26 protein-coding genes are annotated in these 22370 nt (G+C 67.4%); 14 read left to right on the plus strand and 12 right to left on the minus strand.

The window, feature by feature from the left end; genetic code table 11:
- Nucleotides 1-157 precede the first annotated feature (157 nt).
- The 4 genes from ACW171_RS08000 (at nt 158) to ACW171_RS08015 (ending at nt 4545) form a co-directional block, all read left to right on the plus strand.
- Complete coding sequence (locus ACW171_RS08000) at nt 158-1966, plus strand: methyl-accepting chemotaxis protein (protein WP_492096544.1); 1809 nt, start codon at nt 158-160, stop codon at nt 1964-1966.
- 111 nt (nt 1967-2077) lie between these two features.
- Entirely contained in the window at nt 2078-3298 is a 1221-nt protein-coding gene (locus ACW171_RS08005) for an MFS transporter (protein WP_492096545.1), read from the plus strand.
- A gap of 33 nt (nt 3299-3331) precedes the next feature.
- Nucleotides 3332-3994, plus strand: coding sequence for a phosphoribosylformylglycinamidine synthase subunit PurQ (gene purQ / locus ACW171_RS08010; protein WP_492096546.1), 663 nt, complete (start codon nt 3332-3334; stop codon nt 3992-3994).
- Entirely contained in the window at nt 3991-4545 is a 555-nt protein-coding gene (locus ACW171_RS08015; protein ID WP_492096547.1) for a sugar O-acetyltransferase, read from the plus strand. Before purQ ends, ACW171_RS08015 begins: the two co-directional genes overlap by 4 nt.
- Here the strand turns inward: ACW171_RS08015 and ACW171_RS08020 are convergent.
- Nucleotides 4542-4772, minus strand: a complete 231-nt coding sequence (locus ACW171_RS08020) for a hypothetical protein (protein WP_492096548.1) — start codon at nt 4770-4772, stop codon at nt 4542-4544. The genes ACW171_RS08015 and ACW171_RS08020 overlap by 4 nt on opposite strands.
- 89 nt (nt 4773-4861) lie before the next feature.
- Here ACW171_RS08020 and ACW171_RS08025 point away from each other — a divergent pair, with 89 nt between their 5' ends.
- Nucleotides 4862-5668 (plus strand): TspO-related membrane protein, encoded by an 807-nt coding sequence (locus ACW171_RS08025; RefSeq protein WP_492096549.1) that lies wholly within the window; start codon nt 4862-4864, stop codon nt 5666-5668.
- A gap of 6 nt (nt 5669-5674) precedes the next feature.
- Here the strand turns inward: ACW171_RS08025 and ACW171_RS08030 are convergent, their stop codons facing one another.
- On the minus strand, nt 5675-5854 hold the full coding sequence (locus ACW171_RS08030; RefSeq protein ID WP_492096550.1) for a hypothetical protein: 180 nt from the start codon (nt 5852-5854) through the stop codon (nt 5675-5677).
- Between the two features lie 103 nt (nt 5855-5957).
- Here ACW171_RS08030 and purL point away from each other — a divergent pair, with 103 nt between their 5' ends.
- The 3 genes from purL to ACW171_RS08045 are packed head-to-tail and all read left to right on the plus strand — an operon-like array spanning nt 5958 to nt 8644.
- Nucleotides 5958-8156 (plus strand): phosphoribosylformylglycinamidine synthase subunit PurL, encoded by a 2199-nt coding sequence (purL, locus tag ACW171_RS08035; protein ID WP_492096551.1) that lies wholly within the window; start codon nt 5958-5960, stop codon nt 8154-8156.
- 4 nt (nt 8157-8160) lie between these two features.
- Nucleotides 8161-8406: a DUF4160 domain-containing protein gene (locus tag ACW171_RS08040; RefSeq protein ID WP_492096552.1), complete on the plus strand. Its 246-nt coding sequence runs from the start codon at nt 8161-8163 to the stop codon at nt 8404-8406.
- The gene (locus ACW171_RS08045) at nt 8387-8644 is read left to right on the plus strand and encodes a DUF2442 domain-containing protein (protein WP_492096553.1); all 258 of its coding nucleotides are present in this window, start codon (nt 8387-8389) and stop codon (nt 8642-8644) included. The genes ACW171_RS08040 and ACW171_RS08045 overlap by 20 nt, the downstream gene beginning before the upstream one ends.
- Nucleotides 8645-8712: 68 nt before the next feature.
- Here the strand turns inward: ACW171_RS08045 and ACW171_RS08050 are convergent, their stop codons facing one another.
- Complete coding sequence (locus ACW171_RS08050; RefSeq protein ID WP_492096554.1) at nt 8713-9162, minus strand: peptidase S1; 450 nt, start codon at nt 9160-9162, stop codon at nt 8713-8715.
- Nucleotides 9163-9427: 265 nt separating this feature from the next.
- Here ACW171_RS08050 and ACW171_RS08055 point away from each other — a divergent pair, with 265 nt between their 5' ends.
- Nucleotides 9428-10990 carry an alkaline phosphatase D family protein gene (locus tag ACW171_RS08055; RefSeq protein ID WP_492096555.1) on the plus strand — a complete coding sequence of 521 codons (1563 nt, stop codon included), beginning with the start codon at nt 9428-9430 and terminating at the stop codon, nt 10988-10990.
- A 291-nt stretch (nt 10991-11281) separates the two neighbouring features.
- The gene (locus tag ACW171_RS08060; protein ID WP_492096556.1) at nt 11282-11716 is read left to right on the plus strand and encodes a DUF305 domain-containing protein; all 435 of its coding nucleotides are present in this window, start codon (nt 11282-11284) and stop codon (nt 11714-11716) included.
- 3 nt (nt 11717-11719) lie between these two features.
- Here ACW171_RS08060 and ACW171_RS08065 read toward each other — a convergent pair whose 3' ends face one another.
- From ACW171_RS08065 to ACW171_RS08095, 7 genes are all read right to left on the minus strand, one after another.
- Entirely contained in the window at nt 11720-12541 is an 822-nt protein-coding gene (locus ACW171_RS08065; protein WP_492096557.1) for a TIGR00282 family metallophosphoesterase, read from the minus strand.
- Nucleotides 12538-12957 (minus strand): PIN domain-containing protein, encoded by a 420-nt coding sequence (locus ACW171_RS08070; RefSeq protein ID WP_492096558.1) that lies wholly within the window; start codon nt 12955-12957, stop codon nt 12538-12540. Before ACW171_RS08070 ends, ACW171_RS08065 begins: the two co-directional genes overlap by 4 nt.
- A complete protein-coding gene (gene vapB, locus ACW171_RS08075; protein WP_492096559.1) occupies nt 12958-13206 on the minus strand; it encodes a type II toxin-antitoxin system VapB family antitoxin in 249 nt (82 codons plus the stop codon).
- Between the two features lie 31 nt (nt 13207-13237).
- The gene (locus ACW171_RS08080) at nt 13238-13798 is read right to left on the minus strand and encodes a 5-formyltetrahydrofolate cyclo-ligase (protein WP_492096606.1); all 561 of its coding nucleotides are present in this window, start codon (nt 13796-13798) and stop codon (nt 13238-13240) included.
- Nucleotides 13795-14016 (minus strand): hypothetical protein, encoded by a 222-nt coding sequence (locus tag ACW171_RS08085; RefSeq protein ID WP_492096560.1) that lies wholly within the window; start codon nt 14014-14016, stop codon nt 13795-13797. The genes ACW171_RS08080 and ACW171_RS08085 overlap by 4 nt, the downstream gene beginning before the upstream one ends.
- A gap of 484 nt (nt 14017-14500) precedes the next feature.
- Nucleotides 14501-14827, minus strand: coding sequence for a cell division protein ZapA (locus ACW171_RS08090; RefSeq protein WP_492096561.1), 327 nt, complete (start codon nt 14825-14827; stop codon nt 14501-14503).
- Nucleotides 14827-15087, minus strand: coding sequence for a hypothetical protein (locus ACW171_RS08095; protein WP_492096562.1), 261 nt, complete (start codon nt 15085-15087; stop codon nt 14827-14829). The genes ACW171_RS08090 and ACW171_RS08095 overlap by 1 nt, the downstream gene beginning before the upstream one ends.
- Before the next feature lie 135 nt (nt 15088-15222).
- Here ACW171_RS08095 and tkt point away from each other — a divergent pair, with 135 nt between their 5' ends.
- The 4 genes from tkt to purT are packed head-to-tail and all read left to right on the plus strand — an operon-like array spanning nt 15223 to nt 19586.
- A complete protein-coding gene (tkt, locus tag ACW171_RS08100) occupies nt 15223-17172 on the plus strand; it encodes a transketolase (protein WP_492096563.1) in 1950 nt (649 codons plus the stop codon).
- Nucleotides 17172-17576 (plus strand): VOC family protein, encoded by a 405-nt coding sequence (locus tag ACW171_RS08105; protein WP_492096564.1) that lies wholly within the window; start codon nt 17172-17174, stop codon nt 17574-17576. The genes tkt and ACW171_RS08105 overlap by 1 nt, the downstream gene beginning before the upstream one ends.
- Nucleotides 17573-18364 (plus strand): hypothetical protein, encoded by a 792-nt coding sequence (locus tag ACW171_RS08110; protein WP_492096565.1) that lies wholly within the window; start codon nt 17573-17575, stop codon nt 18362-18364. The genes ACW171_RS08105 and ACW171_RS08110 overlap by 4 nt, the downstream gene beginning before the upstream one ends.
- A gap of 28 nt (nt 18365-18392) precedes the next feature.
- A complete protein-coding gene (purT, locus tag ACW171_RS08115; RefSeq protein WP_492092669.1) occupies nt 18393-19586 on the plus strand; it encodes a formate-dependent phosphoribosylglycinamide formyltransferase in 1194 nt (397 codons plus the stop codon).
- A gap of 166 nt (nt 19587-19752) precedes the next feature.
- On the opposite strand, the gene ACW171_RS08120 is transcribed toward purT, so the two are convergent.
- Both ACW171_RS08120 and ACW171_RS08125 read right to left on the minus strand, forming a co-directional pair.
- Nucleotides 19753-21024, minus strand: a complete 1272-nt coding sequence (locus ACW171_RS08120; protein ID WP_492092670.1) for a S41 family peptidase — start codon at nt 21022-21024, stop codon at nt 19753-19755.
- A 10-nt stretch (nt 21025-21034) separates the two neighbouring features.
- Complete coding sequence (locus ACW171_RS08125; protein WP_492092671.1) at nt 21035-22333, minus strand: O-antigen ligase family protein; 1299 nt, start codon at nt 22331-22333, stop codon at nt 21035-21037.
- Between the last annotated feature and the right edge of the window lie 37 nt (nt 22334-22370).

The raw sequence follows: 22370 nt of genomic DNA on the forward strand, positions 1-22370 counted from the left end.
AAGAGGCCGACGTCGACAACATCAGCCCCCAGGTTTTTCCTGATGGTCGGGCAAACAGCTCAAGAAAACGCCAGTTTCCGAATACGTAGTGCTACCTAACTGACAAAACGACGATCGTTAAGGTTAGCGGTCTAGAGGATGGGAAACGGAGGAAACCATGCTCTCGACGATCCGATCCAAGGTGAAATTCGCCGGCCTCGTGATGGTGGTCCTGTGCACGCTCGGCTCCGGCGCGGGCCTGCTGATCGCCGGATTCCTGAGCGGCTCGATGGCCGATTCGGCCCGGATCGCCGAAGTCATGCGTAATCACATGCAGGCCGACATGATGCATGACGCCCTGCGCAGCGACGTCCTCGCCGCGATGCTGGCGGCGCAGAACGGCGAGGCCGGTGCGATGACCGGCATTCGTGCCGATGTCACCGACCATGCCGCGACCTTCCGGGACGCCGTCGAGCAGAACAACGGCCTGGCCACCGAGCCGGGAACGGTGACCGCCCTGAACGAGGTCAGCGAGCCCCTTCAGCAATACATCGGCTCGGCCGAGCAGATCGTATCGCTGGCGGGCAGTGATCCGGTCGCAGCCAATGTCGCCCTGCCGGCCTTCAAGGCGAGCTTCGTCGAACTGGAAGGGCGGATGGAGACGATCTCGGAGCAGATCGAATCGACCCTTCTGGCGACCAAGTCGCGTGCCGACCTACTCGCCAAGGGCGGGATCGCGGTGATGATCCTGGTCATCCTTCTCAGCGTCGGACTGAGCCTTGGGCTGATCCGGCTGTCGATGCGCACGGTCGTGGCCCCTATCGGTGTCCTCGACGACGAGATGGCCGCTTTGGCGCAGGGCCGGACGGACGTCGAACTGACCAGCTCCGGCCGCGTGGACGAGATCGGTGCCGTCGGGCGATCGGTCGTGGCCCTTCAGGCCCTGATCGTCGAACGCGCACAGGCCGAAGCGGCCGCGCAGGCCACCCAGCGCTCCCTGGCCGAACAGGCCCAACTGGCCGTCGCCGAACAGCAGACCCAGGTCGTGACCGCCATGGCCGAGGGTCTCGACCATCTGATGCGCGGCGACCTGACCCACCGCATCGAGGGCCGCTTCCCAGAGGGCTACGAGAAGCTGAAGGACGATTTCAATGCGGCCGTGGTGCGGCTGGAGGAGACCCTGGTCTCGGTCGACGGCAACGCCGCGGTCATCCGCAGCGGCGCCCACGAGATGACCCAGGCCACCGACGACCTGTCGCGCCGGACGGAGCAGCAGGCCGCCAGTCTGGAAGAGACGGCCGCCGCTCTGGAACAGATCACCGCGACCGTGAACCGGTCGGCGGAGGGTGCCCGCAAGGCCTCCGACGTCGTCGGCGAGGCGCGGGAGGATGCCGAGGCCAGCGGACGCGTGGTCGGAGAAGCCGTCGCCGCGATGGACGCCATCCACGCCTCGTCCAACGAGATGGGCCAGATCATCAGCGTCATCGACGAGATCGCCTTCCAGACCAACCTTCTGGCCCTGAACGCCGGGGTCGAGGCCGCGCGCGCCGGCGACGCCGGCCGTGGCTTCGCCGTGGTCGCCTCCGAGGTCCGGGCGCTGGCCCAGCGCTCCGCAGGCGCGGCCAAGGAAATCAACACCCTTATCTCGAACTCCGGCCGGCAGGTGTCGCTGGGCGTCGATCTGGTCCGTCAGGCGGGATCGAACCTCGACAAGATCGCCGGCCGCGTCGTCCACGTCGGCTCTCTGATCTCCGAAATTGCCGCCGCCAGCCAGGAACAGGCGACGGCGCTGCGCGAGGTCAACACGGCTGTCAGCCACATGGACCAGGTCACCCAGCAGAACGCCGCCATGGTCGAACAGACCACGGCCGCCAGCCATTCGCTGGCGCAAGAGACCGAGGTTCTGAGCCAGTCGGTCGGACAGTTCCAGTTGTCGGGACGTTCTGACGGCGGGCGAGAAGGCTCCCGGATGCGCGCCGCCGCCTGATCGCGGGATCGCGCATACAAAGCGTGATCGGTCCAGACGCCGGTTTCGGTTGAAGGTGATCGGCGATCACCTATTTTGCAGTGCAGCAATTACGCTGCCTGCAGGACCGCCATGACGACAGACACGCCCTGCATCGACGCCTGCGCGCCCGAGGCGACCTTGCGCGGACCAGGGGCCGTCGCCCTGGTGCTGACCGCACTGGCCATGGGCGGTTTCGCCATCGGCGTGGCCGAGTTCGCGGCCATGAGCATCCTGCCCGACTTCGCGGCGGGTCTGGGCGTGGACGAGCCGACGGCCGGGCATGCGATCAGCGCCTATGCGGCCGGTGTGGTGGTCGGGGCTCCGGTGCTGGCGGCGTTCGGGGCGAGACTGCCGCGCTGGATCCTGCTGATCGGGCTGATGGCGATGTTCGCGGTCGGCAATACGCTGAGCGCCCTGTCGCCGAACTTCGAGACCATGCTGGTGTTCCGCTTCCTCAGCGGCCTGCCGCACGGGGCCTATTTCGGGGTAGCGGCGCTGGTGGCGGCATCGACCGTGCCGTTGAGGTTCCGGACGCGAGCGGTCTCCACCGTCCTGATGGGGCTGACGGTCGCGACAGTGCTGGGCGTGCCGGTCGTGAACATCATCAGCCAGACCTATGGCTGGCGCTGGACCTTCGGCATCGTCGGGGTTCTGGCCGTCGTCACCATGACCCTGGTCGCCCTGTTCGCGCCGCGCGATCCGGCCCATGTCGACGCCAGCCCGATGCGCGAACTGGCGGCCCTGAAGAACCGGCAGGTGTGGTTGACGCTGGGGGTCAGCGCCATCGGTTTCGGCGGGATGTTCGCGGTCTATGCCTTTCTGGCGTCCACTCTGCGCGAGGTTACGGGCGTTGGGCCGGACGTCCTGCCCTGGGTCTTCGCCGTGTTCGGCGTCGGCATGTTCAGCGGCAATATCCTGGGCGCCTGGGCCGGCGACAAGTTCGGCTTCAAGGCGGCGGCGGGGCTGCTGATCTGGAGCGCGATCGCCCTGGCCCTCTATCCGCTGGCGTCACAGCATCTGTGGTCGATGCTGCTCGTGGTGTTGTGCATCGGCGCGGGCGGCGGCCTGGGATCCATCCTCCAGACGCGGCTGATGGATGTGGCGGGCGAGGCGCAGACCCTGGCGGCGGCGCTGAACCATTCGGCGTTCAACACGGCCAATGCCCTGGGGCCGTTCCTGGCGGGGACGGCGATCGCGGCCGGGCTCGGCTGGGCCTCGGCGGCCTGGGTGGCGGTGGCGCTGACGCTGGGTGGACTGGTCGTCTGGGTCTGGGCGGCGTGGGATCGACGCAAGCCTGTCGCGGCGGCCTGACATTTCTTCCGAACCCTGCTAGAGGCCCCGCCCATGAGCGCAGCCGTCATCGTCTTCCCCGGTTCCAACTGTGATCGGGACTGCAAGGTCGCCATCGAGCGGTCGACCAACGAACGCGTCGAGATGGTCTGGCACCAGGAGACCGAACTGCCTTCGGGCCTCGACCTGATCGTCCTGCCGGGCGGGTTTTCCTACGGCGACTACCTGCGTTGCGGAGCGATGGCGGTGCAGTCGCCGGTGATGCAGGCCGTGAAAAAGGCTGCGGACGACGGTGTCGTCGTGGTCGGCATCTGCAACGGTTTCCAGATCCTGTGCGAGGCCGGGATGCTGCCGGGCGCTCTGCTGCGGAACGCGGGCCTCAAATACGTCTGCAAGCCGATCTCGCTGGAAGTGACCAACGGCCAGACGCGTTTCACCGCCGGCTATCAGGGCCAGCGCGAGGTGATCATGACCCAGGGCAATGGCGACGGAAACTATTTCGCAGACGCCGAGACCCTGGCCCGGATCGAGGGCGAGGGTCAGGTGGTGTTCCGCTACGTCGACAATCCGAACGGCTCGGTCTCCAATATCGCCGGGATCCAGAACGCGCGCGGCAATGTGCTGGGGATGATGCCCCACCCCGACCGTGCCTTCGAGGCTGAGCTGGGTTCGGCCGACGGCGCGACCCTGTTCCGGTCGATCTACGCGGCGGCGTGAGCCTGCGCACCGAAAAGCAGAAGATGCTGGCGGGGGAGGCTTACGACCCCGGCGACGCCGAGCTTCAGGCCGATCACACGGCGGCCAAACACTGGATGGTCCGGTTCAACGCCGCCTTCGCCGCCAGCCCGGCCGAGCGCCACGCCCTATTGGTCGAACGACTTGAGTCCGTGGGCAAGGGGGCCGTGATCCGCGCCCCGTTCCACGTCGACTATGGGTCGAACATCGTCCTGGGCGACGGCGTGTTCCTGAACTTCAACTGTGTGATCCTGGATGTCTGCCGGGTGGTGATCGGCGAACGGACGGCGATCGGACCTGGGGTGCAGATCCTGACCGCCGATCATCCGCGCGATCCCGTCGAGCGGGCGAAAGGGATCGAATTCGGGCGACCCATCACGATCGGCAAGGACGTCTGGATCGGCGGCGGGGCCATCATCCTGCCGGGCGTCACCATCGGCGACGGCGCCCTGATCGGGGCCGGCGCCGTGGTCACGCGTGATGTGCCGCCGGGCGCGACCGCAGTCGGCAACCCGGCGCGCATCAAGGCCTAGGCGGCGTCTGGCGAGCCGAGGACGGAGGTGTCCCGTTCGATCACGCCGTCGACATCATCCTCTTCCATTCCGGGTTCGACATCTTCGGTGACGACGCCGCCGGGATCGCGCTGGGCGGCCAGTTCGCGGGCGCCGACGCCCAGTCCCTGTTCGATGGCCAGGTTGGCGTCGACTTCGTCGGTTTCGAAGTGCGGGGTCTCTTTGGGCGTCTTGGTCGGGTCGGTCATGAGTGTCTCCTGTGACTGTCGAAGATCAAGCGAGCAAAGGGTCTCGCGGTTCCAGTGAACCAAGCGCTGCCGTATGCGTAGTGTCGGACATGAGCACTTCACTGAACGGCGGACAGTCCGCTTCCACGACGGACATGCGATCGACGCGCCGCCTCGTCGTCTTCGCCGCCATGGTCTTCGCCGTGGTGATCGGCCAACTGCAGCAGTTGGTGAACCTGGGGCAATCGCCGGCTGAGTTCGCCGCCGACAGCGACGCGACGCTGAAGGTCGTCGGCTGGGCCTTTGCGATCTGGGGGCCGATCTATCTTGGGCTGGTCGTCTATGCGGTGCGGCAGTTGCTGCCGAAAACGCATGAGACCGAGATGCTGCGGGCGTTCGGCTGGCCGTCGCTGCTGGCGCTGCTGGGCATCGGCTGGTGGATCCTGGCGGCGGCCTGGGATCTGGAGGTTGGAACCACCGTACTGATCTTCGGGTCGCTGATCGTCCTGCTGATTCCGCTGCTGCAGAGAGCGGACGCCATCCGCGCGCTGTCGAACAGGGATCGGGACCGCTGGATGACGGTCTGGCCGCTGGCGGCCCTCGCCGGGTGGCTGACGGTGGCGGCTCCGGTCAATCTGCTGACCGTGGCGACAGGGAACGGCGACCTGCCGAGCGTCCTGCCCCCGACCGCATGGGCTCTGATCGCTGTCGTGGCGGCGGCGGGCATGGGTCTGCTGGTTACATGGCGGACGCGGATTCTGGCCTATCCCCTGCCGATCGCCTGGGGCCTGCTGGGCGTGTTCGTCGCCGAGCAGGCCAAGGGGAACGCCGTGCTGGCCTTCGGCGCACTGGCGGCGTCGCTGGTCGTGCTGGGCGGTAGCCTCGTGATCACCTTCGGGCTGCGGCCCAAGAGGTAGAGGGGGTCAGACCCCCTCGCCGTCCAGGCCCTCTTCTTCCTCGGCGACGTCAGCCAGGTCGATGTGGTTCTCGGCATGACGGCCGATCCGTTCGGCCAGACCGGACGCACCGACGTCATCGGCGGCGATCTCGGGAGCGTCCGGGTCTTCGGGGGTGGCGGCGGGATCGATGGGGAGGTCGGTCATGGCGGGCTCCTGTGAAGCGTTGCTCAAGAACAGCGATCCGCGCGGACAACCGTTCCAGTCGGGCGGGCTGACAGTCGGGCCGATCACGGCTAAGAGGCGCGCCATGAGCGCTCCCGAAAAGACCATCGCCGAACTGGCCGCCGAATACGGCCTGAACCCCGCAGAATACCAGGTCGTCCTCGACCGGTTGGGGCGCGAGCCGAACCAGTTGGAACTGGGCGTGTTTTCGGTGATGTGGTCGGAGCACTGCTCCTACAAGTCGTCGAAGCTCCACCTGGGCAAGTTCCCGACCACCGGCCCCCGCGTGATCTGCGGCCCGGGGGAGAACGCGGGCGTCATCGACATCGACGACGGCGACGCCTGCATCTTCAAGATGGAGAGCCACAACCACCCGTCCTTCATCGAACCCTATCAGGGCGCGGCGACGGGCGTGGGCGGGATCATGCGCGACGTCTTCACCATGGGCGCGCGGCCCGTGGCCCTGCTGAACGCCCTGCGATTCGGCGACGTGGGACATGAAAAGACAAAGCGCCTTGTGAAGGGCGTGGTCTCGGGCATCGGCGGTTACGGCAACTGCGTCGGCGTGCCGACGGTGGCGGGCGAGACCAACTTCCACTCGGGCTACAACGGCAACATCCTGGTCAACGCCATGTGCGTGGGCCTGGCGAAGGCGGACGCCATCTTCTACTCGGCCGCGCCGGGGCCGAACATGTCCGTGGTCTATTTCGGCTCCAAGACCGGCCGCGACGGCATCCATGGCGCGACCATGTCCTCGACCGAGTTCGACGACGAATCGGAATCCAAGCGCCCCACCGTCCAGGTCGGCGACCCGTTCGCTGAGAAGCTGTTGATCGAAGCGACGCTGGAGCTGATGGCCTCGGGCGCCGTCGCGGCGATCCAGGACATGGGCGCAGCAGGGCTGACGTCCTCGTCGGTCGAGATGGCCGGCAAGGGCGGCGTGGGCATCGAACTCAACATGGATGCCGTTCCTCAGCGCGAAACCGGCATGTCCGCCTATGAGATGATGCTGTCGGAATCGCAGGAGCGGATGCTGGCGGTGCTGAAGCCGGGCCGCGAGCAGGACGGATACCGCATCTTCGAGAAATGGGGGCTGGACGCCGCCGTCATCGGCGTGACCACCGAGACCGGTCGACTGATCCTGAACCACCACGGCGAGGTCGTCTGCGACGTGCCGCTGGCGCCCCTGTTCGACGATGCGCCTCTCTATGATCGTCCGTGGGTCCAGCCGGAACTGCATCCGCGCCTGTCGCCGGGTGAGGTGCCTGCGCCGACCGTCTGGGAGGACGCGGTGCTGAAGGTGCTGACCTGTCCCGACATGGCGTCCAAGCGCTGGATCTGGGAGCAGTACGATCGCCACGTCATGGCCGACACCCTGCAGGACTCGGCGACCGGTGCCGATGCGGGCGTGGTGCGCGTGCATGGCACGGACAAGGGTCTGGCCGTGACGTCGGACTGCACCCCGCGCTATGTGCAGAACGACCCCTATGAGGGCGGAAAACAGGCCGTGGCCGAGGCGTGGCGCAATCTGACGGCCGTGGGGTCCCTGCCCATCGCCATCACCGACAACCTGAACTTCGGCAACCCGCAACGGCCCGAGATCATGGGCCAGATCGTGCGCGCCATCGACGGCATGGCCGAGGCCTGCCGCGAGCTGGACTTCCCGGTCGTGAGCGGGAACGTCAGCCTGTACAACGAGACCAATGGGGTCGCGATCCCGCCTACGCCGACGGTTGGGGCCGTCGGCCTGCTGACCAACTATGACGTGGTGACCGGCTTCTCCACCATGGAAGCGGGCGACACCCTGGTCCTGATCGGCGAGACCAACGGAGAACTGGGCGCGTCGATCTATCTGCGCGAGGTTCTGGGCCGCGAGGACGGGGCGCCGCCGCCGGTGGACCTGAAGTTGGAGCGCAAGACGGGCGATTTCGTGCGCGAGATGATCGAGGGCGGGCGTCTGACCTGCGTGCACGACCTGTCCGACGGCGGTCTGGTCGGGGCGGCGGCGGACCTGGCGCTGGCGTCGGATTGCGGCGTGGTGCTGGACGCGTCGAGCGCGACCCACGCCCATGTCCTGCTCTTCGCGGAAGACCAGGCGCGCTATCTGGTGGCCGTTCCGAATCCGCAAGAGGTGCTGGCGGCGGCGCGCGAAGCCGGGCTGCATGCCTCGGTCGTGGGCCATGCCAAGGGCGACGCCTTCGCTTCGACCGACCTGTTCAGCATTCCGATGAGACACCTGCGGGAAATCCACGAGGGCTGGATGCCCGGCTGGATCGAAGGCTGAGGCGATGCCGGAAGTCTTTCGCCATAAGGGCTTCCGGTTTCATTTCTTCTCGAACGAAGGCAACCCGCGCGAACCTGTGCACATCCATGTCGAGAGCGGGGATGGCAAAGCGAAGTTCTGGCTCCGACCTGAGGTTCAGATCGCATCGGAAAGCGGCTATAGTCGCAAAACGCTGGCCGAGCTGACGTGGATTATCCGCAAGGAGCGCGACCGGATCGAGCGGAGATGGAATGACCACTTCAGCAGCTAAGAAGGTCTGGTTCGACGACTACACGATGTGGGTCGATCTCGAAGACGGCCGCACCATCGGTGTGCCGCTCGCATGGTTTCCTCGCTTGCTGGACGCCACCTCTGCTCAGAGAGAAGCCGTTCGCATCGGCTATGGCGGCGAAGGCCTTCACTGGGAAGAGATCGACGAGGACATTTCCGTCGCCGGTCTGATCGCGGGCCGGGGTGACATGACCCGTCGTCCGGCGACCGCAGCCTGAGCCTTCGACAAACGAAGCCAGGCCGCCCTCTCGGACGGCCCGGTCGAAGTCTGTCTTGAAGGACGGGCCTAGTTCGACTCGGAGATCAGCAGGGTCGAGGACGCGCCGTCGCCCACGGCACCGACCCAGACGTCGTAGGTACCGCTCTGGGGGCGGGCGAAGCTGACGATGGGGTTCAGGCCCTGAGAGTCGTCATCGCAGTACCAGCGGCCGTCGGGGCCGTTGATGACAAGGCTGGTGTCGCCGTCGGAGACCACGCCGAAGCTCAGCGGGAACGAACCGGCCGTGTAGGTGAACTCATAGTCCGGGGCGTCGGCGATCATGCCGGTGCAAGCGCCGCCGAGACGCGAAGCGTCGATGCCACCGCCCGAATAGATGCTGACCCGGATGGGGTCCGGCGTGAAGCCGGCGCTGGCGCGCATGCCGCCGGACCCTGCGGTGGCGCTGGGGTCCTGGGCGGCGGCTGCAGTGGCCGCAAGGGCGGCGGCGATCGCCGAGGCTAGGGCTACGATACGCATGGCGGGCTTCCTTTGATTGGACAATGAGTTTGGATCGACGCGGCGAGAGGCCTCGGGGAGGCCTGGATCTGCGCAGAGCGACGCCGAAAGAATGAAGGTCTTCATGGTGGCCCCCAGCCTGATGAAACAGCCCCCGCCGTCTTCGCAAAACATGACTCACCAGAGCTCAGCCCTACAACCCGACGATTCCTGACAGCGTAGGTTTCGTACAAAAGGACATTGTCACATACGTCGGCTAGGGAAGTGGTCTGCTCGGAGTTCCCACATGTCCCTGTTCCTGTCCCGCCGCCTGCTTCTGACCGGTCTCGGCGCCGGTTCTGCCGCCGCCGCCCTGCCCCGCGAAGGGTTGGCGCAGGCGGTGTTCGACGAGAACCCATTCCAGCTGGGTGTGGCGGCCGGAGATCCCCTGCCCGACGGCTTCGTGATCTGGACGCGCATCGCGCCGCGGCCGATGGAGCCTGGCTACGGCATGCCGCGTCAGGCGGTGGCCGTGACCTGGGAGGTGGCGGCCGATACCGGGTTCCGGACGATCGTGCGGTCCGGTGAGGCGCTGGCCCGGCCAGAACTGGGGCACGCGGTCCATGTCGAGGTCGAGGGGCTGGAGCCCGGCCGGCCCTATTTCTATCGCTTCCGCGTCGGTTCGGAACGGTCCGGCATCGGGCGGGCCAAGACCGCGCCGCTGGCGGGGGCGCCTCTGGCCCAGGTGAAGTTCGGCGTCGCCGGATGTCAGGCCATCGAGAGCGGCTACTATACCGCCCACCGCAAGATGGCGGCCGAGGACCTGGATTTCGTCTTCTTCTACGGGGACTACATCTACGAGGGGCGCGGCAACCGCATCTATGGCGGGACCTCGACCCAGGAAAACCTGCGCGTCCATCAGGGCGGAGAGGTCTATTCCGTCGACGACTACCGGCGGCGCTATGCCCAGTACACGATGGACCCGGACCTGCAGTCCGCGCGGCAGTCGGCGGCCTGGTTCGCGGTCTGGGACGACCACGAGATGGACAACAACTGGGTCGGGGACATCGATCAGGAGGGGTCGCCGGCCGAGATCTTCCTGTTGCGGCGGGCCGCGGCGATGCAGGCCTTCTATGAGCATATGCCGTTGCGCCGCTCGGCCTTCCCGCGCGGGTCCCAGATGCAGCTGTATCGTCGCGCCAGCTATGGCGACCTGTTGGACGTGCATCTGCTGGACACGCGCCAGTATCGGTCGGATCAGCCTTGCGGCGACCGCTTCAACTCCGGCTGCGAGGCGATCAATGCCCGCGAGGCCGAGGTGCTGGGCGAGGCCCAGCAGGCCTGGCTGTTCGACGGGCTCAACCGTTCCAAGGCGAAATGGAACACGCTGGCGCAGCAGATCATGGTCATGGACCTGGATCGAAACCCCGGCGACGACTACGGCGTGAACCCGGACAGCTGGGCCGGGTATCGCGTTCCGCGCGCCCGATTGCTGAACCAAATCAGAGACCGGCGCATCGACAATGTCGTCGTCCTAACCGGGGACGAGCACCAGAACTATGCCGGCGAGCTCTACGTCGATGGGCGGAACCCAGAGGGCGAACCGATCGCGACGGAGTTCGTCGCGACCTCGATCAGTTCCGGCGGCAACGGGGTCGATCAGCGGCCCGACATGGCGGCGATCCAGTCGGCGAACCCGCAGCTGAAGTTCAACAATTCTCAGCGCGGCTATGTCGTGTGCGAGGTGACACCGGAACAGTGGCGGACCGACTTCAAGGTGCTGGACCAGGTACAGGACCGGACCGGGACCCTGTCGACCCGCAAGTCGATGGTGGTCGAGGCCGGCAGCGCCCGCCTTATGGACGCCTGACTGGACTCCGGAAGACGAGTCCAGATAGTCCACTGAGTCCCGAAGTTTAGATTTAGCGCAATAAATCAGTGGCTTGATGCGTCATCTGAGCTGGCTCCTCCCACTCGGGAGTCCCAGGGGAATTCACGCCCGCGCCGATGTCAAAGACCCATCCCCGCAGATCGGGAGGTTCGATGCACGCTGCAAGACGGTTGAAGGAATTTTTTCTTGCTTCGGCATCGCGACATCGCGGGACGCGACAGCGACGCCAGATTGCGGCACTCTGATCGATATTCGCCGAGGAAGCCGTCCATGATCGCCAGCCGCCTGATCGCCCTGGTCGCCCTGTCCCTGTCGCTCGCAGCCTGTGACGGCGGCGGCGATCCGGTGCAGCAGGCGATGCGCGAAACCGCGACCAAGAACCAGGCGGCGACCGTGGTCGAGGGTGCCGTGTCCGGACCGGAAGATCATTCCGCACATCAGGTGCCGAGCGGCCCGACCGCAGGGGACCAGGCCTTCGTCGCCTCGGAGGCCGAGATGCACCGGCTGATGGCCGCAGCCTCGGGCGAGACCTTGGATCAGGCCTATATCGCCAAGATGATCGCCCACCATCAGGGGGCGGTGGCCATGGCGGAAGTGGCCCTGCGCGGCAGCCGCGATCCCGAAGTGCGGCGGATGGCCCAGGCGGTCGTGGACACCCAGACGCGAGAGATCGCCGAGATGCGCGCCTGGAGGCCGGCCTCCTGAGGATCAGACCTGCGGGATGTGCTGGCTGAGGCGACCGCCGACGCGGATGGGTTCGACGCGGGTGGCGAGGCCGGTCTTGTCGTCGGTCTCGACATAGACGCCGCAGATCGTGGCCGGGCCGCTGGCGGGATTGTAGCGGCCGCCGGAGACGCGGGTGGTGAAGCGCCGCAGGGGCTCTTCCTTCTCGTTGCCGATAACCGAGTCGTAGTCGCAGCAGCCGCCGGCGTCCGTCTGGTAGGCCGTGCCGCCGGGGAGGATCTGGCAGTCGGCGGTCGGGACGTGGGTGTGGGTGCCGACGACGAGGGAGGCGCGGCCGTCGCAGAAGTGACCCATGGCCATCTTTTCCGAGGTGGCTTCGGCGTGCATGTCGACGATGACGGCGTCGGCGACGAGGCCGAGCGGGGCGGCGTTGAGCTCGCGGTCGACGGCGCCGAACGGGTCGTCCTGGGGGTCCATGTGGACGCGGCCGAGGACGTTCATGACCAGGACGGTGCGGCCTGAGTCGGTCTCGAACAGGTTGGCACCGGCGCCGGGCGCGTCCATCAGCCGGGGATAGTTGGCCGGGCGGATCAGGCGCGGCTCGCGAACGATATAGGTCAGGGCCTCGCGCTGGTCCCACGAGTGGTTGCCGAGCGTCAGGCAGTCGGCACCGGCCATGAACAGTTCCTTGGCCGTGTTCTCGGTGATGCCGAAGCCGCCGGCGGCGTTCTCCGCGTTGACCACGACGAAGTCGAGCTTGAGCACCCGCTTGAGACCGGGGAGGTGATCGGAGATGCCGTCGCGACCGGATTTGCCGATCACGTCGCCGAAGAAGGCAAGTCTCATGTCAGATAGGGTCCTGGAGGGCCGGCGGGCCAGTCTTCGCAACGCAGGCCATCTACGCGACCAAACTCACGCAAATTGCCAGTTACAACGATCAGCCCTCGGCTACGGGCATGGCCGGCGATCAGCAAATCGTTTGCGCCGATCATCTGTCCACGGCGCTGAAGATCAGCCTTGATGTCGGCGGCATGATCGGCGTCGGCCGCGTTGAAGTCCAGGACCGTCACCCGCGCGAGCACGCCATCGACCGCCGCCTTCTGCTCCATCGGCCGATCGGAAATCAAGGCTCCATGAATGAGCTCGTGACGCACCACCACCGATGTGTGGAGGCTCGTTCCCAACCCGTTCAACCGAGCGGCGAGTTCGCGTGATCTGTTGCGCAGGAGGCGCACGAAAATGTCGGAGTCGAGCAGATACACCTAGTCGAACTGGATCGCGGTGTTGTCGATCACGTCCTCAGCGATGCGGATATCGATCCCCGGCCGATCGAAGAAGTCATCCCACAGGGCATCAATCGGTACCAGCAACAAGCCTTTGCCCTGCGGAATAACGCGCAGTTCCTTCACCCCGTCCGGAAAGGCGAGCGCCTTGGGCAACCGCACAGCCTGCGACCGATTGGAGGTGAAGACCGTCGCCTTGGCATAGGGCGGCTTGAAGGGCGCGTTCATGGCGTGACCTTCGGCTCCAGGGATGTATATGTCAATGGGATATGCCAAAACCGCGATAGCCTGCCTCGGTCAGTACGCCGTGCAGGGGCCCGTCATGGGGCTCGGTCGGGAGGCGATCGACTTGCTGACCCTGATAGGCAAAGCCGATGCGGATCGCGTCGGGCCGCGCCGCGAAGGTCCGGTCGTAGTAGCCGCCCCCCTGCCCCAGCCGGCCGCCGAACGGGTCGAAGGCGAGCAGGGGCGTGATGATCAGGTCGGGGTCGACGACCTGGGCTAGCGAAATGGGCGCGGGACAGCCGGCGGCATCCAGTTCCAGCGGATCGCCGGGAGACCAGCGGCGGAAGATCAGGGGGGCGTCGCGCAGCAGGGCGACGGGCAGGCAGATGTCGGCCCCGGCCGAGATCAGGGCGCGGGCCAGGGGCTCCGGGTCGAGTTCCGAGCCCATGGCGCGATAGACCGCGACGAGGGCGGCGGACGGAAGGTCGGCGAAATGAGACGCCGCGCGTTCGGCCGCCAGAGGATCGGCCGAGGCCACCCTGCGCCGGGCTGCGCGGGCTTCGGCGCGCAGGGCTGGCTTGTCCGGGAGGGTCAGACGTGGGTCCTGGCGTTCTTGTCGAAGGTCAGGACGACCACGACGAAGAAGATCGCGACCTCGGCCAGCATCAGAGCCCAGACCCAGGCCTCATTGCGCAGCAGGTTGCCGGTCAGCAGCATGGCCAGGATGAAGACGCCGGTTGCGGTCCAGCCTTCCCAGCTTGCGGGAGAGGCCCCCCAACCGATCCGCTTCGGTCCGAACCAGGCGCGCTTCATGCTCTCTTCCCCGCGCGCAACCGCGCTCAAGCCGCGAGCGGTAGCGCCCAAACAAGCCCGCGCTCAAGCCGTGAGCCGCCGCGCGGCGGGCGATAGCGCGACAAAAGAGAAAGGTTGGCGGCGCCGTAAGAGCCGTGAAGGACGGTTTGAATCCTCTCGAGCCTGGGTAGCCAGGTGGGCTCCGCGTACCCGACCCCACGAGGTCAGACAGGGGCAGATCCCTTCGAGTGAATTAAGGCCGCGAGGATATGTTGCCTTCGACGAGAGCCACAGCATGACCCGCCGTGGAGGAAGATAGGCGCTGACGAAGGATGGAGCAATGGGCGTGACGTCTCCTCCCTGTTCGCCGCTTGGCGAATGGGGAGGTGGATCCGAAGCGTAGCGGAGGAGACGGAGGGGTTCTTCGTGCGGCAAAAGCCCCTCCGTCAGCTCGCGAAGAGGCTCGCTGCCACCTCCCCATCTGCGATGGGGAGGAGACGTCGGCTTACAAAGACTGGGCGATCTTCTCGATGCGGGCGGCGACGGCGTTGAGGGCCTCGGCCACGCCGTTGTCGGAGGCGGGGGCGGAGGTCGTGGCGGCGGGGGTGGCGAGGCCCTTGTCCGCATTTATCCGTACCTCGTGGAGTTCGTCGGCCAGGACTAGCGCCGCCATCAGGAACAGGCGGATGTCGCCGACATGGCCCACGTCGCCCGCGACCTGGCGCACATGGACGTCGAACTGTTTCGCCAGGATACGGACCCGCTCCTCCTGACCGTCGGCGCAGCCCACGGCGTAGGGGCGTCCGTTGATCTCGACCGTGACCGTGGCCATCAGGCGTCGTCCCGGGCGAGGATGTCGCGCACGGCCAGGGCGGCGGCGGCAAGCGCGGCGGAGGCGTCGCGGCCTGCGGCCTCCAGCTCGGCGATGCGGCGGTGCTCGTCGGGACCGGCAGGCGTGGGGATGGCGAACAGGTCGTCGTCGGCCATGTGCGGCGCAGACGCGGGACGCGCCTTCAGCTCCAGCACCTTGCGTTCCAGCAAGGCGAGGGCCCGGTCGATCCTGTCGCGCGCGGCTGTGGTGGCGTCGGCCATCATTTCCTCCAGATTTCGTATAGAACCCGCCGGGACGCCGGGGTAAAGCGGCGCGCCTCCCTTTTCCGCACCAAGACGAAAGGTCCGCCCGTGGCCCAAGGCTCAGACGCACCCGAAAAAGCGACCCCGAAGATGATGGCCGACGCCATCCGCGTTCTGGCGATGGACGGGGTGGAGAAGGCCAACAGCGGCCACCCCGGCATGCCGATGGGCATGGCCGATGTGGCGACCGTGCTGTTTTCGAAGTTCCTGAAGTTCGACGCGAGCCGTCCGGACTGGGCCGACCGCGACCGCTTCATCCTGTCGGCGGGTCATGGCTCGATGCTGATCTACGCCCTGCTGCATCTGACGGGGTACAAGGCCGCGACCGGCGAACAGCTGTCGAACTTCCGCCAGTGGGGGTCGAAGACGGCGGGTCACCCCGAGTACGGCCACATGCCGGGCGTGGAGACGACGACGGGTCCTCTGGGTCAGGGGCTGGCCAACTCGATCGGCTTCGCCATGGCCGAGCGGCATCTGGCCGCCAAGTACGGTGATGATCTGGTCGACCACCGGACGTGGGTGATCGCCGGGGACGGTTGCCTGATGGAGGGTGTGTCGCAGGAGGCGATCGCCCTGGCCGGTCGCTACAGGCTGAACAAGCTGACTGTGCTGTGGGACGACAACGAGATCACCATCGACGGCAAGGTCAGCCTGTCGGACGCGGTCGACCAGAAGGCCCGCTTCAAGGCCTCGGGCTGGGCGGTGAAGGCCGTCGACGGCCACGACATGAAGGCGATCAAGTCGGCGCTGCAATGGGCGACGCGTCAGGACAAGCCGACGCTGATCGCCTGCAAGACCAAGATCGGTCGCGGCGCGGCGACGATGGAAGGCAGCCACAAGACCCACGGCGCGGCCCTGGGCGCGGCCGAGATCGCGGCGACGCGTCTGGGCCTGGCCTGGAACCACGAGCCGTTCGTGATCCCCGAGAACATCGACAAGGCCTGGAAGAAGGTCGGCAAACAGGGCGCCAAGGCGCGCAAGGCGTGGGAAGCCCGTCTGGCCGCCTCGTCGCAGGCGGCGGACTTCACGCGTGCGATGAAGGGCGACCTGCCAGAGAGCGCCTTCGACGCGCTCAACGCCGGGATCGCGCAGCTGATCGTGGACAAGCCGGCGCAGGCGACCCGTCAGGCATCGGGCGCCGCGCTCGACGCCCTGTTCGCCGCCGTGCCTGAGATGGTGGGCGGCTCGGCCGACCTGACCGGATCGAACAACACCTTCGTCAAGGGCACGCCGATCTTCGACGCCCCGACCTATGAGGGTCGCTACGTCAACTGGGGCATTCGCGAGTTCGGCATGGCCGCGGCCATGACCGGGATGGCGCTGCATGGCGGGATCATCCCCTACGGCGGCACCTTCATGGTGTTCTCGGACTATAGCCGGAACGCCATCCGCATGGCGGCCCTGATGGGCATCTGCGTGATCCACGTCCTGACTCACGATTCGATCGGTCTGGGCGAGGACGGCCCGACGCACCAGCCGGTCGAGCATCTGGCGTCGCTGCGGGCGATCCCGAACCTGCTGGTGTTCCGCCCCGCCGATACGGTCGAGGCGTTCGAATGCTGGCAGCTGGCCCTGCAGCACAGGGCGACGCCGTCGGCCATGGCGCTGTCGCGTCAGAAGACGGCGGCGGTGCGGGTGACGGCGTCGGATGAGAACCTGTCGGCACGCGGCGCCTATGAGCTGAAGGCCGCGAACGGCGAGGCCAAGGCGACCCTGTTCGCCACGGGCACGGAAATGCCGCTGGCGCTGAAGGCCGCGGAGGCGCTGGAGGCCGAAGGCACGCCGACGCGGGTCGTGTCGGTCCCCTGCTTCGAGCTGTTCGAGCAGCAGGACGCCGCCTATCAGGCCTCGGTCATCGGCCGGGGCACGGTGCGGGTCGCCTGCGAGGCCGCGATCAAACAGGGCTGGGAGCGGTTCATCGGCGAGGACGGCGCCTTCATCGGCATGACCGGCTTCGGCGCCTCGGCCCCGGCCGACGTGCTGTATCGTGAGTTCGGCATCACGGCGGACGCCATCGTGGCGGCGGTGAAGGCTCGCCTCTGATGAGTCGCATCGGCGCGGTCAGCCTGCTGGTCCGCGACTATGACGAGGCCGTCGCCTTCTATGTCGGCAAGCTGGGGTTCGCGCTCAGCGAGGATACCGACATGGGCGGCGGCAAGCGGTGGGTCAGGGTCACGCCGAAGGGGGGCGAGACCTCTCTGCTCCTGGCCCGCGCGACGACGGAGGCGCAACTGGCCCAGGTCGGCGATCAGGCGGGCGGCCGGGTGTGGCTGTTCCTCGAGACCGACGACCTGTTGCGCGACCATGCCGCCTGGCTGGAAGCCGGGGTCAGGTTCCGAGAGACCCCAAGGTCCGAATCCTATGGCAGGGTGGTGGTGTTCGAGGATCTTTACGGCAACGCCTGGGATCTGATCGAGCCGGCAATCGCGGAGGGGCGAACCCAATGAAGACGATCACGGGCGTGGCCATCGCGGCCCTGATGCTGGCGGCGTGCAATCCGGGCGCGGAGACGAAGACGGACGCCCCGACGGCCTCCGCCAACAGCGCATCGGGCGCCGCGACCTTCACGGCCCAGCCGGATCTGGCTGAAGGCGTCGAAGCCTCGCCCCGGCTAGTCGGCGACAGCGCGGCGATCACGGCGATCAACGCGGATCTGGCGCGCATCGACGGCGCGGTCCTGGCCAACGGCTGCGAAGGCGGCGGCGGGATCGAGCGCGGCGTCAGCCAGCCCATGACCGGCCCCGGCTATGTCACCTTCTGGATTGCCGAGGGCTATTACTGCGAGGGCAACGCCCATCCCAGCAACGGCCAGACCGCCCTCACCTACGAGCTAGCGACCGGCCAGCGCGTGGACTGGGTCGCGGCAGCGCCGGGCCTGAAACTGGTGCGCGGAGACATGACCGACATGCCCGCCAACTATGTGGCGCCCGTGTCGTCGAGCGAGTTGACGGCCTGGTACAGCCGCAAGATGCTGGCCTCCACCGACGTCGAGCGGCTCGGCGACTGCGGCGACGTCTGGACGACCGAGTCGATGGGCGACACCAGCTTCAAGGTCTGGCTCGATGCCGAGAACGGCGGCCTGTCGGTCAGCCCGGAGTTCGCCCATGTCATTCAGGCCTGCGCCGACAGCGTCACCATGACGCCTGAGGAGATGCGCACCAACGGGGTCTCGGCCGCGATCATCCAGGCCGTCACGGCCGCCCACGCCGCGGGCAACTGGGCGCCCAAGGAATAGGCCGAACCGGCAGAACAAGGACGACACGATGAAGCTCGGCACCCCTCTTTCGGACACGGCCGTCCGGGTCATGCTGCTGGGCGGCGGCGAACTCGGCAAGGAGGTCGCGATCGAACTGCAACGGCTGGGGTGCGAGGTGATCGTCGTCGATCGCTACGCCAACGCTCCGGCCATGCAGGTGGCGCACCGCTCGCACGTCATCCCGATGACCGATGCCCAGGTTTTGAACGGCGTCATCCTGGCCGAGGCCCCGCACATCATCGTGCCGGAGATCGAGGCTATCGCTACCGAGGTTCTGGCGGACATCGAGACGGCGGGACTGGCGCGGGTCATCCCGACCGCGCGCGCGACGCAGCTGACCATGAACCGCGAGGGCATCCGGCGGCTGGCGGCCGAGGAGTTGGGCCTGCCGACCAGCCCCTATGCCTTCGCGGGATCGGCGGACGAGCTGGCGGCGGCGGCGAACGCGATCGGCCTGCCGGTTTTCGTGAAGCCGGTCATGTCGTCGTCGGGCAAGGGCCAGTCCTTCATCGACGGCTATGAGGAGGCCTATGACGCCTGGGCCTATGCGCAGTCCTCGGGGCGGGTCGAGACGGCGCGGGTCATCGTCGAAGGCCGGATAGACTTCGATTTCGAGATCACACTTCTGACCGTGCGGTCCTTGCGGGACGGAGCGACGGTCACCGACTTCTGCGCCCCCATCGGCCATCGTCAGGTCAAGGGCGACTACGTGGAAAGCTGGCAGCCGCAGGCGATGAGCGCGACGGCGCTGGCAAGGTCGCAGGAGATCGCGGGCAAGGTGACGGAGGCGCTGGGCGGGCTCGGCGTCTTCGGGGTCGAGCTGTTCGTCAAGGGCGACGAGGTCTGGTTCTCGGAAGTGTCGCCGCGTCCGCATGATACCGGCCTGGTGACCCTGGCGACGCAGACGTTGAGCGAGTTCGCCCTGCATGCGCGGGCGATCCTGGGCCTGCCGGTGGATGTGTCGCAGCGAGAGATCGGCGCGAGCGCCGTCATCTATGGCGGGATGGAAGCCGAGGGGATCGCCTTCGAGGGCGTGGCCGAGGCGCTGTCGGTGCCGACCGCCGACCTGCGGCTGTTCGGCAAGCCGGAAGCCTTCGAGCGGCGTCGCATGGGGGTGGCCTTGGCGCGCGGCGAGACGACGGATCAGGCGCGGGAGCGGGCGCGCGAGGCGGCCGGTCGGGTGAAGCCGGTAAGGGCTTAACTTCCCTTCTCCCCCTGCGGGAGAAGGTGGCTGAGCGGAGCGAGGTCGGATGAGGGGTCGTGCTGACGCTGACTGTTGAATCCCGCCTCCCCCACCTCAAACGCCCGCGTGACCCCTCATCCGTCAGCCTTCGGCTGCCACCTTCTCCCACAAGGGGAGAAGGATTCTAGAGGCTCGGCCGTCTCGCCGCCGCACGCTGTTCCTCGGGCTCCAGGGCCAGCAAGGCGATCGCTGCATCCAGCGCTGGATCGAGACCGGCGCGGCGTTCCTCGGGCGTGCGGACGACGACGATGTCCGGTTCCACGCCCCGCTTTTCCAGCCGCACGCCGCCGGCGGTGATGTAGTCCGCGCGGCTGAGAGTCAGGCGGCCGCCGTCGGGAAGCGGGCTGTCCTGCGAGATCAGGACGGCGCCGGCAGTGTGTTCGCCGACGACGAGTGCGCGGCCGGATTCCTGAAGAGCGGCGGGGGTCAGTTCGGCGGCGCTGCGGCTCGATCCGTCGACCAGGAGGGCGACGTCGTTGGTGACCGGTCCAGGCAGGGTTCCACAGCCGGGCATGACCGACAGGGTGATCGGCCTGCCGTCCCGCGACACCCGCGTGGCCCACGCCTGACGCAAGGGAAGGAAGCATGACAGGGCCGCGTCCGCCTCCAGCAGCAGGCCTCCAGGATTGCCGCGAAGATCGATGACCACGTCGGTCTCGGGCGACACCTCCGACAGGCGCTGGCCCAGCCAGCGACCGAGGCCGGACTCGAAACCCTCGACACGGAGCACGACGACGCCGGGGCGCGACCTGTCGGCACTGAAGGCCGGAAGCGGGTCCATGATGCGGGGCGTGACCGAGACACGCTGCAGCGCTCCGGCGTCGTCGGTGAGGTCGAGCTGGATCGCACGCCCCTCCTCCACGTCGAAATCCACACCCCAGGCGCGGCCGTCGACGGCCTGGAGCACCCAGCCGGGCTGAAGGCCGGCGTGTTCGGCGGGCGAGCCGGTTCGGACGGAATCGATGCGCCAGACGTCGCCGTCCTGGCGGGCGAGCGAGACCCCCATGACCGCGCGGCGCGTGCGCAGCTGGTCCTGGCGCCGGGCGACGGCCGGGGAGATGGCGCCGGCATGCTCGTCGTCCAGGAGGTCAAGCATGCCGCTGATCGCGCGATACAGGCTGTGGTCGTCGGGGGCGGCCACGGCTTGGGGCCGCCAGGATTCTCGCGCGGCGTTCCAGTCCTGACCATGCAGGCCGGGGTCGTAATACTGGCGGCGGACGGTGTTCCAGACGGTATCGAACACCCGAGCGTTCATCCGGGCGCGATCGCGCGAAGGCGTCTCGACCGATGTCTCGGCCGTCTGGGCGGCGGTCGGCGCGGGCATGAGCGCCGTCCCCGTGAGGAGGACGGCCCCGGCGATGATCGAAAGGAAGACGCGGCGGGCGGGGAGAACCATCCCGATCAGCCTAGACCGCCCTTGCCTCGCGCCTCAAGTCACGAACGCGAGGCTCAAGGACCGGAGCTCGCGCTCGCCCCGTTCGAGGCCGTGTGGGCCCCGTCGGCCGGACCAGCAGACCCTGGGCCTGGGCCGCCCTGCGCATCAGGTCCGGCGCGAACGACAGGACGACCAGAACCACGAACGACCGGGTCGCCGCGGCCTCGAGCGACAGGGACACGAGGCAGGGCAGAGCCAGGACCAGTGCCGCGAGACTGTAGGTGCGTCTGGCGTTCGGATGCAGCGCGCGGATCACGGACAGGGTCCGGCCGAAACCGACAAGGAAGACCGCGAGATAGAGGCCAAGACCGAGGAGGCCGTTCTCCACCGTCACCCGTTGGAACTCGCCGTGAATGCCCAGGCGAAGATGCGCGGGCGCATAGGGATATATCTGCTGGATATAGTGGACGTAGACGTTGGTTCCGATGCCGAAGAGCGGATGTTCTCGGAACAGGGCCTCCGAGACCTGTAGCGAGAACATTCGCTGGGCATTGCTGAGGCTGTCGACCGGGGCGCCCCGGGCCAGGGCATCGAGGCTCAAGGCCGTCGTCGGCGGGTTGAACAGGGTGTCGATCTGGCGGGTCAGATAGTCGTTGGACGTGGACAGGGCGAACAGCTGCAAAGCCTGGGCGCCGATCGCCAGCATCACGGCCATGGCGACGATCCGGCCCCGTCCGTAAACGAGCGCGCTGAGCAGGCCGAACACCAGCAAGGCCTTGCGCTCTCCCGACAGCAGGACGACCGCGCCCGTCGCCAGCCAAAGGATGACGCCGAACCGCCAGCCCGGCCGGACGATCAGGAAAAGGCCCAGGACCACGGGCAGGAAGGTCATGCTGAGCTTTGCGTCGCCGAGCGTCTTCCATCCGCCGCCGTGACCGATGGCGATGTGGTAGCCCGCGTTGAAGACCATGACGGCGAACAGGCCGGTGAGAAGATAGAGCCCGACCCGCCTCAGATCGATCGCATCCTTGAGGATGAACAGGGAGGTCGCGAACATCAGGACGACGGAGACCTGGACAGACTCTCTCAACCCGTTCTGCGCCGAGACCGTGAGCGCCGAGACCGCGTGCCAGGCCAGGTAGGGCAGCAGGATCCAGAGAGAGGTCGCGGGTCGGCCCAGTCGCATCCGCCCCAGCTGCGCCACGGACGTCGCAAACAGGACGGCGACCAGGACGTCGAAGGGACGAAGGGTCGCTACGCCCGTCGCGAACTGGAACGGCGTGAACAGGGAGACAACGACCAGGGCGAGCAGGCCGCTCGTCGGGTCCATCGCGGGCGGAGTAAGCCGCCGGACGCGCGGAGGACTA

This window comes from Brevundimonas sp. FV1ye28, assembly GCF_058681135.1.

Bases quoted from the DNA above. Each gene is read 5' to 3' on its own strand.
- ACW171_RS08000 (WP_492096544.1), top strand. From the start codon at position 158: ATGCTCTCGACGATCCGATCCAAGGTGAAATTCGCCGGCCTCGTGATG.
- ACW171_RS08005 (WP_492096545.1), top strand. From the start codon at position 2,078: ATGACGACAGACACGCCCTGCATCGACGCCTGCGCGCCCGAGGCGACC.
- purQ (WP_492096546.1), top strand. From the start codon at position 3,332: ATGAGCGCAGCCGTCATCGTCTTCCCCGGTTCCAACTGTGATCGGGAC.
- ACW171_RS08020 (WP_492096548.1), bottom strand. From the start codon at position 4,772: ATGACCGACCCGACCAAGACGCCCAAAGAGACCCCGCACTTCGAAACC.
- ACW171_RS08025 (WP_492096549.1), top strand. From the start codon at position 4,862: ATGAGCACTTCACTGAACGGCGGACAGTCCGCTTCCACGACGGACATG.
- ACW171_RS08030 (WP_492096550.1), bottom strand. From the start codon at position 5,854: ATGACCGACCTCCCCATCGATCCCGCCGCCACCCCCGAAGACCCGGAC.
- purL (WP_492096551.1), top strand. From the start codon at position 5,958: ATGAGCGCTCCCGAAAAGACCATCGCCGAACTGGCCGCCGAATACGGC.
- ACW171_RS08040 (WP_492096552.1), top strand. From the start codon at position 8,161: ATGCCGGAAGTCTTTCGCCATAAGGGCTTCCGGTTTCATTTCTTCTCG.
- ACW171_RS08045 (WP_492096553.1), top strand. From the start codon at position 8,387: ATGACCACTTCAGCAGCTAAGAAGGTCTGGTTCGACGACTACACGATG.
- ACW171_RS08050 (WP_492096554.1), bottom strand. From the start codon at position 9,162: ATGCGTATCGTAGCCCTAGCCTCGGCGATCGCCGCCGCCCTTGCGGCC.
- ACW171_RS08055 (WP_492096555.1), top strand. From the start codon at position 9,428: ATGTCCCTGTTCCTGTCCCGCCGCCTGCTTCTGACCGGTCTCGGCGCC.
- ACW171_RS08060 (WP_492096556.1), top strand. From the start codon at position 11,282: ATGATCGCCAGCCGCCTGATCGCCCTGGTCGCCCTGTCCCTGTCGCTC.
- ACW171_RS08065 (WP_492096557.1), bottom strand. From the start codon at position 12,541: ATGAGACTTGCCTTCTTCGGCGACGTGATCGGCAAATCCGGTCGCGAC.
- vapB (WP_492096559.1), bottom strand. From the start codon at position 13,206: ATGAACGCGCCCTTCAAGCCGCCCTATGCCAAGGCGACGGTCTTCACC.
- ACW171_RS08085 (WP_492096560.1), bottom strand. From the start codon at position 14,016: ATGAAGCGCGCCTGGTTCGGACCGAAGCGGATCGGTTGGGGGGCCTCT.
- ACW171_RS08090 (WP_492096561.1), bottom strand. From the start codon at position 14,827: ATGGCCACGGTCACGGTCGAGATCAACGGACGCCCCTACGCCGTGGGC.
- ACW171_RS08095 (WP_492096562.1), bottom strand. From the start codon at position 15,087: ATGGCCGACGCCACCACAGCCGCGCGCGACAGGATCGACCGGGCCCTC.
- tkt (WP_492096563.1), top strand. From the start codon at position 15,223: ATGGCCGACGCCATCCGCGTTCTGGCGATGGACGGGGTGGAGAAGGCC.
- ACW171_RS08105 (WP_492096564.1), top strand. From the start codon at position 17,172: ATGAGTCGCATCGGCGCGGTCAGCCTGCTGGTCCGCGACTATGACGAG.
- ACW171_RS08110 (WP_492096565.1), top strand. From the start codon at position 17,573: ATGAAGACGATCACGGGCGTGGCCATCGCGGCCCTGATGCTGGCGGCG.
- purT (WP_492092669.1), top strand. From the start codon at position 18,393: ATGAAGCTCGGCACCCCTCTTTCGGACACGGCCGTCCGGGTCATGCTG.
- ACW171_RS08120 (WP_492092670.1), bottom strand. From the start codon at position 21,024: ATGGTTCTCCCCGCCCGCCGCGTCTTCCTTTCGATCATCGCCGGGGCC.
- ACW171_RS08125 (WP_492092671.1), bottom strand. From the start codon at position 22,333: ATGGACCCGACGAGCGGCCTGCTCGCCCTGGTCGTTGTCTCCCTGTTC.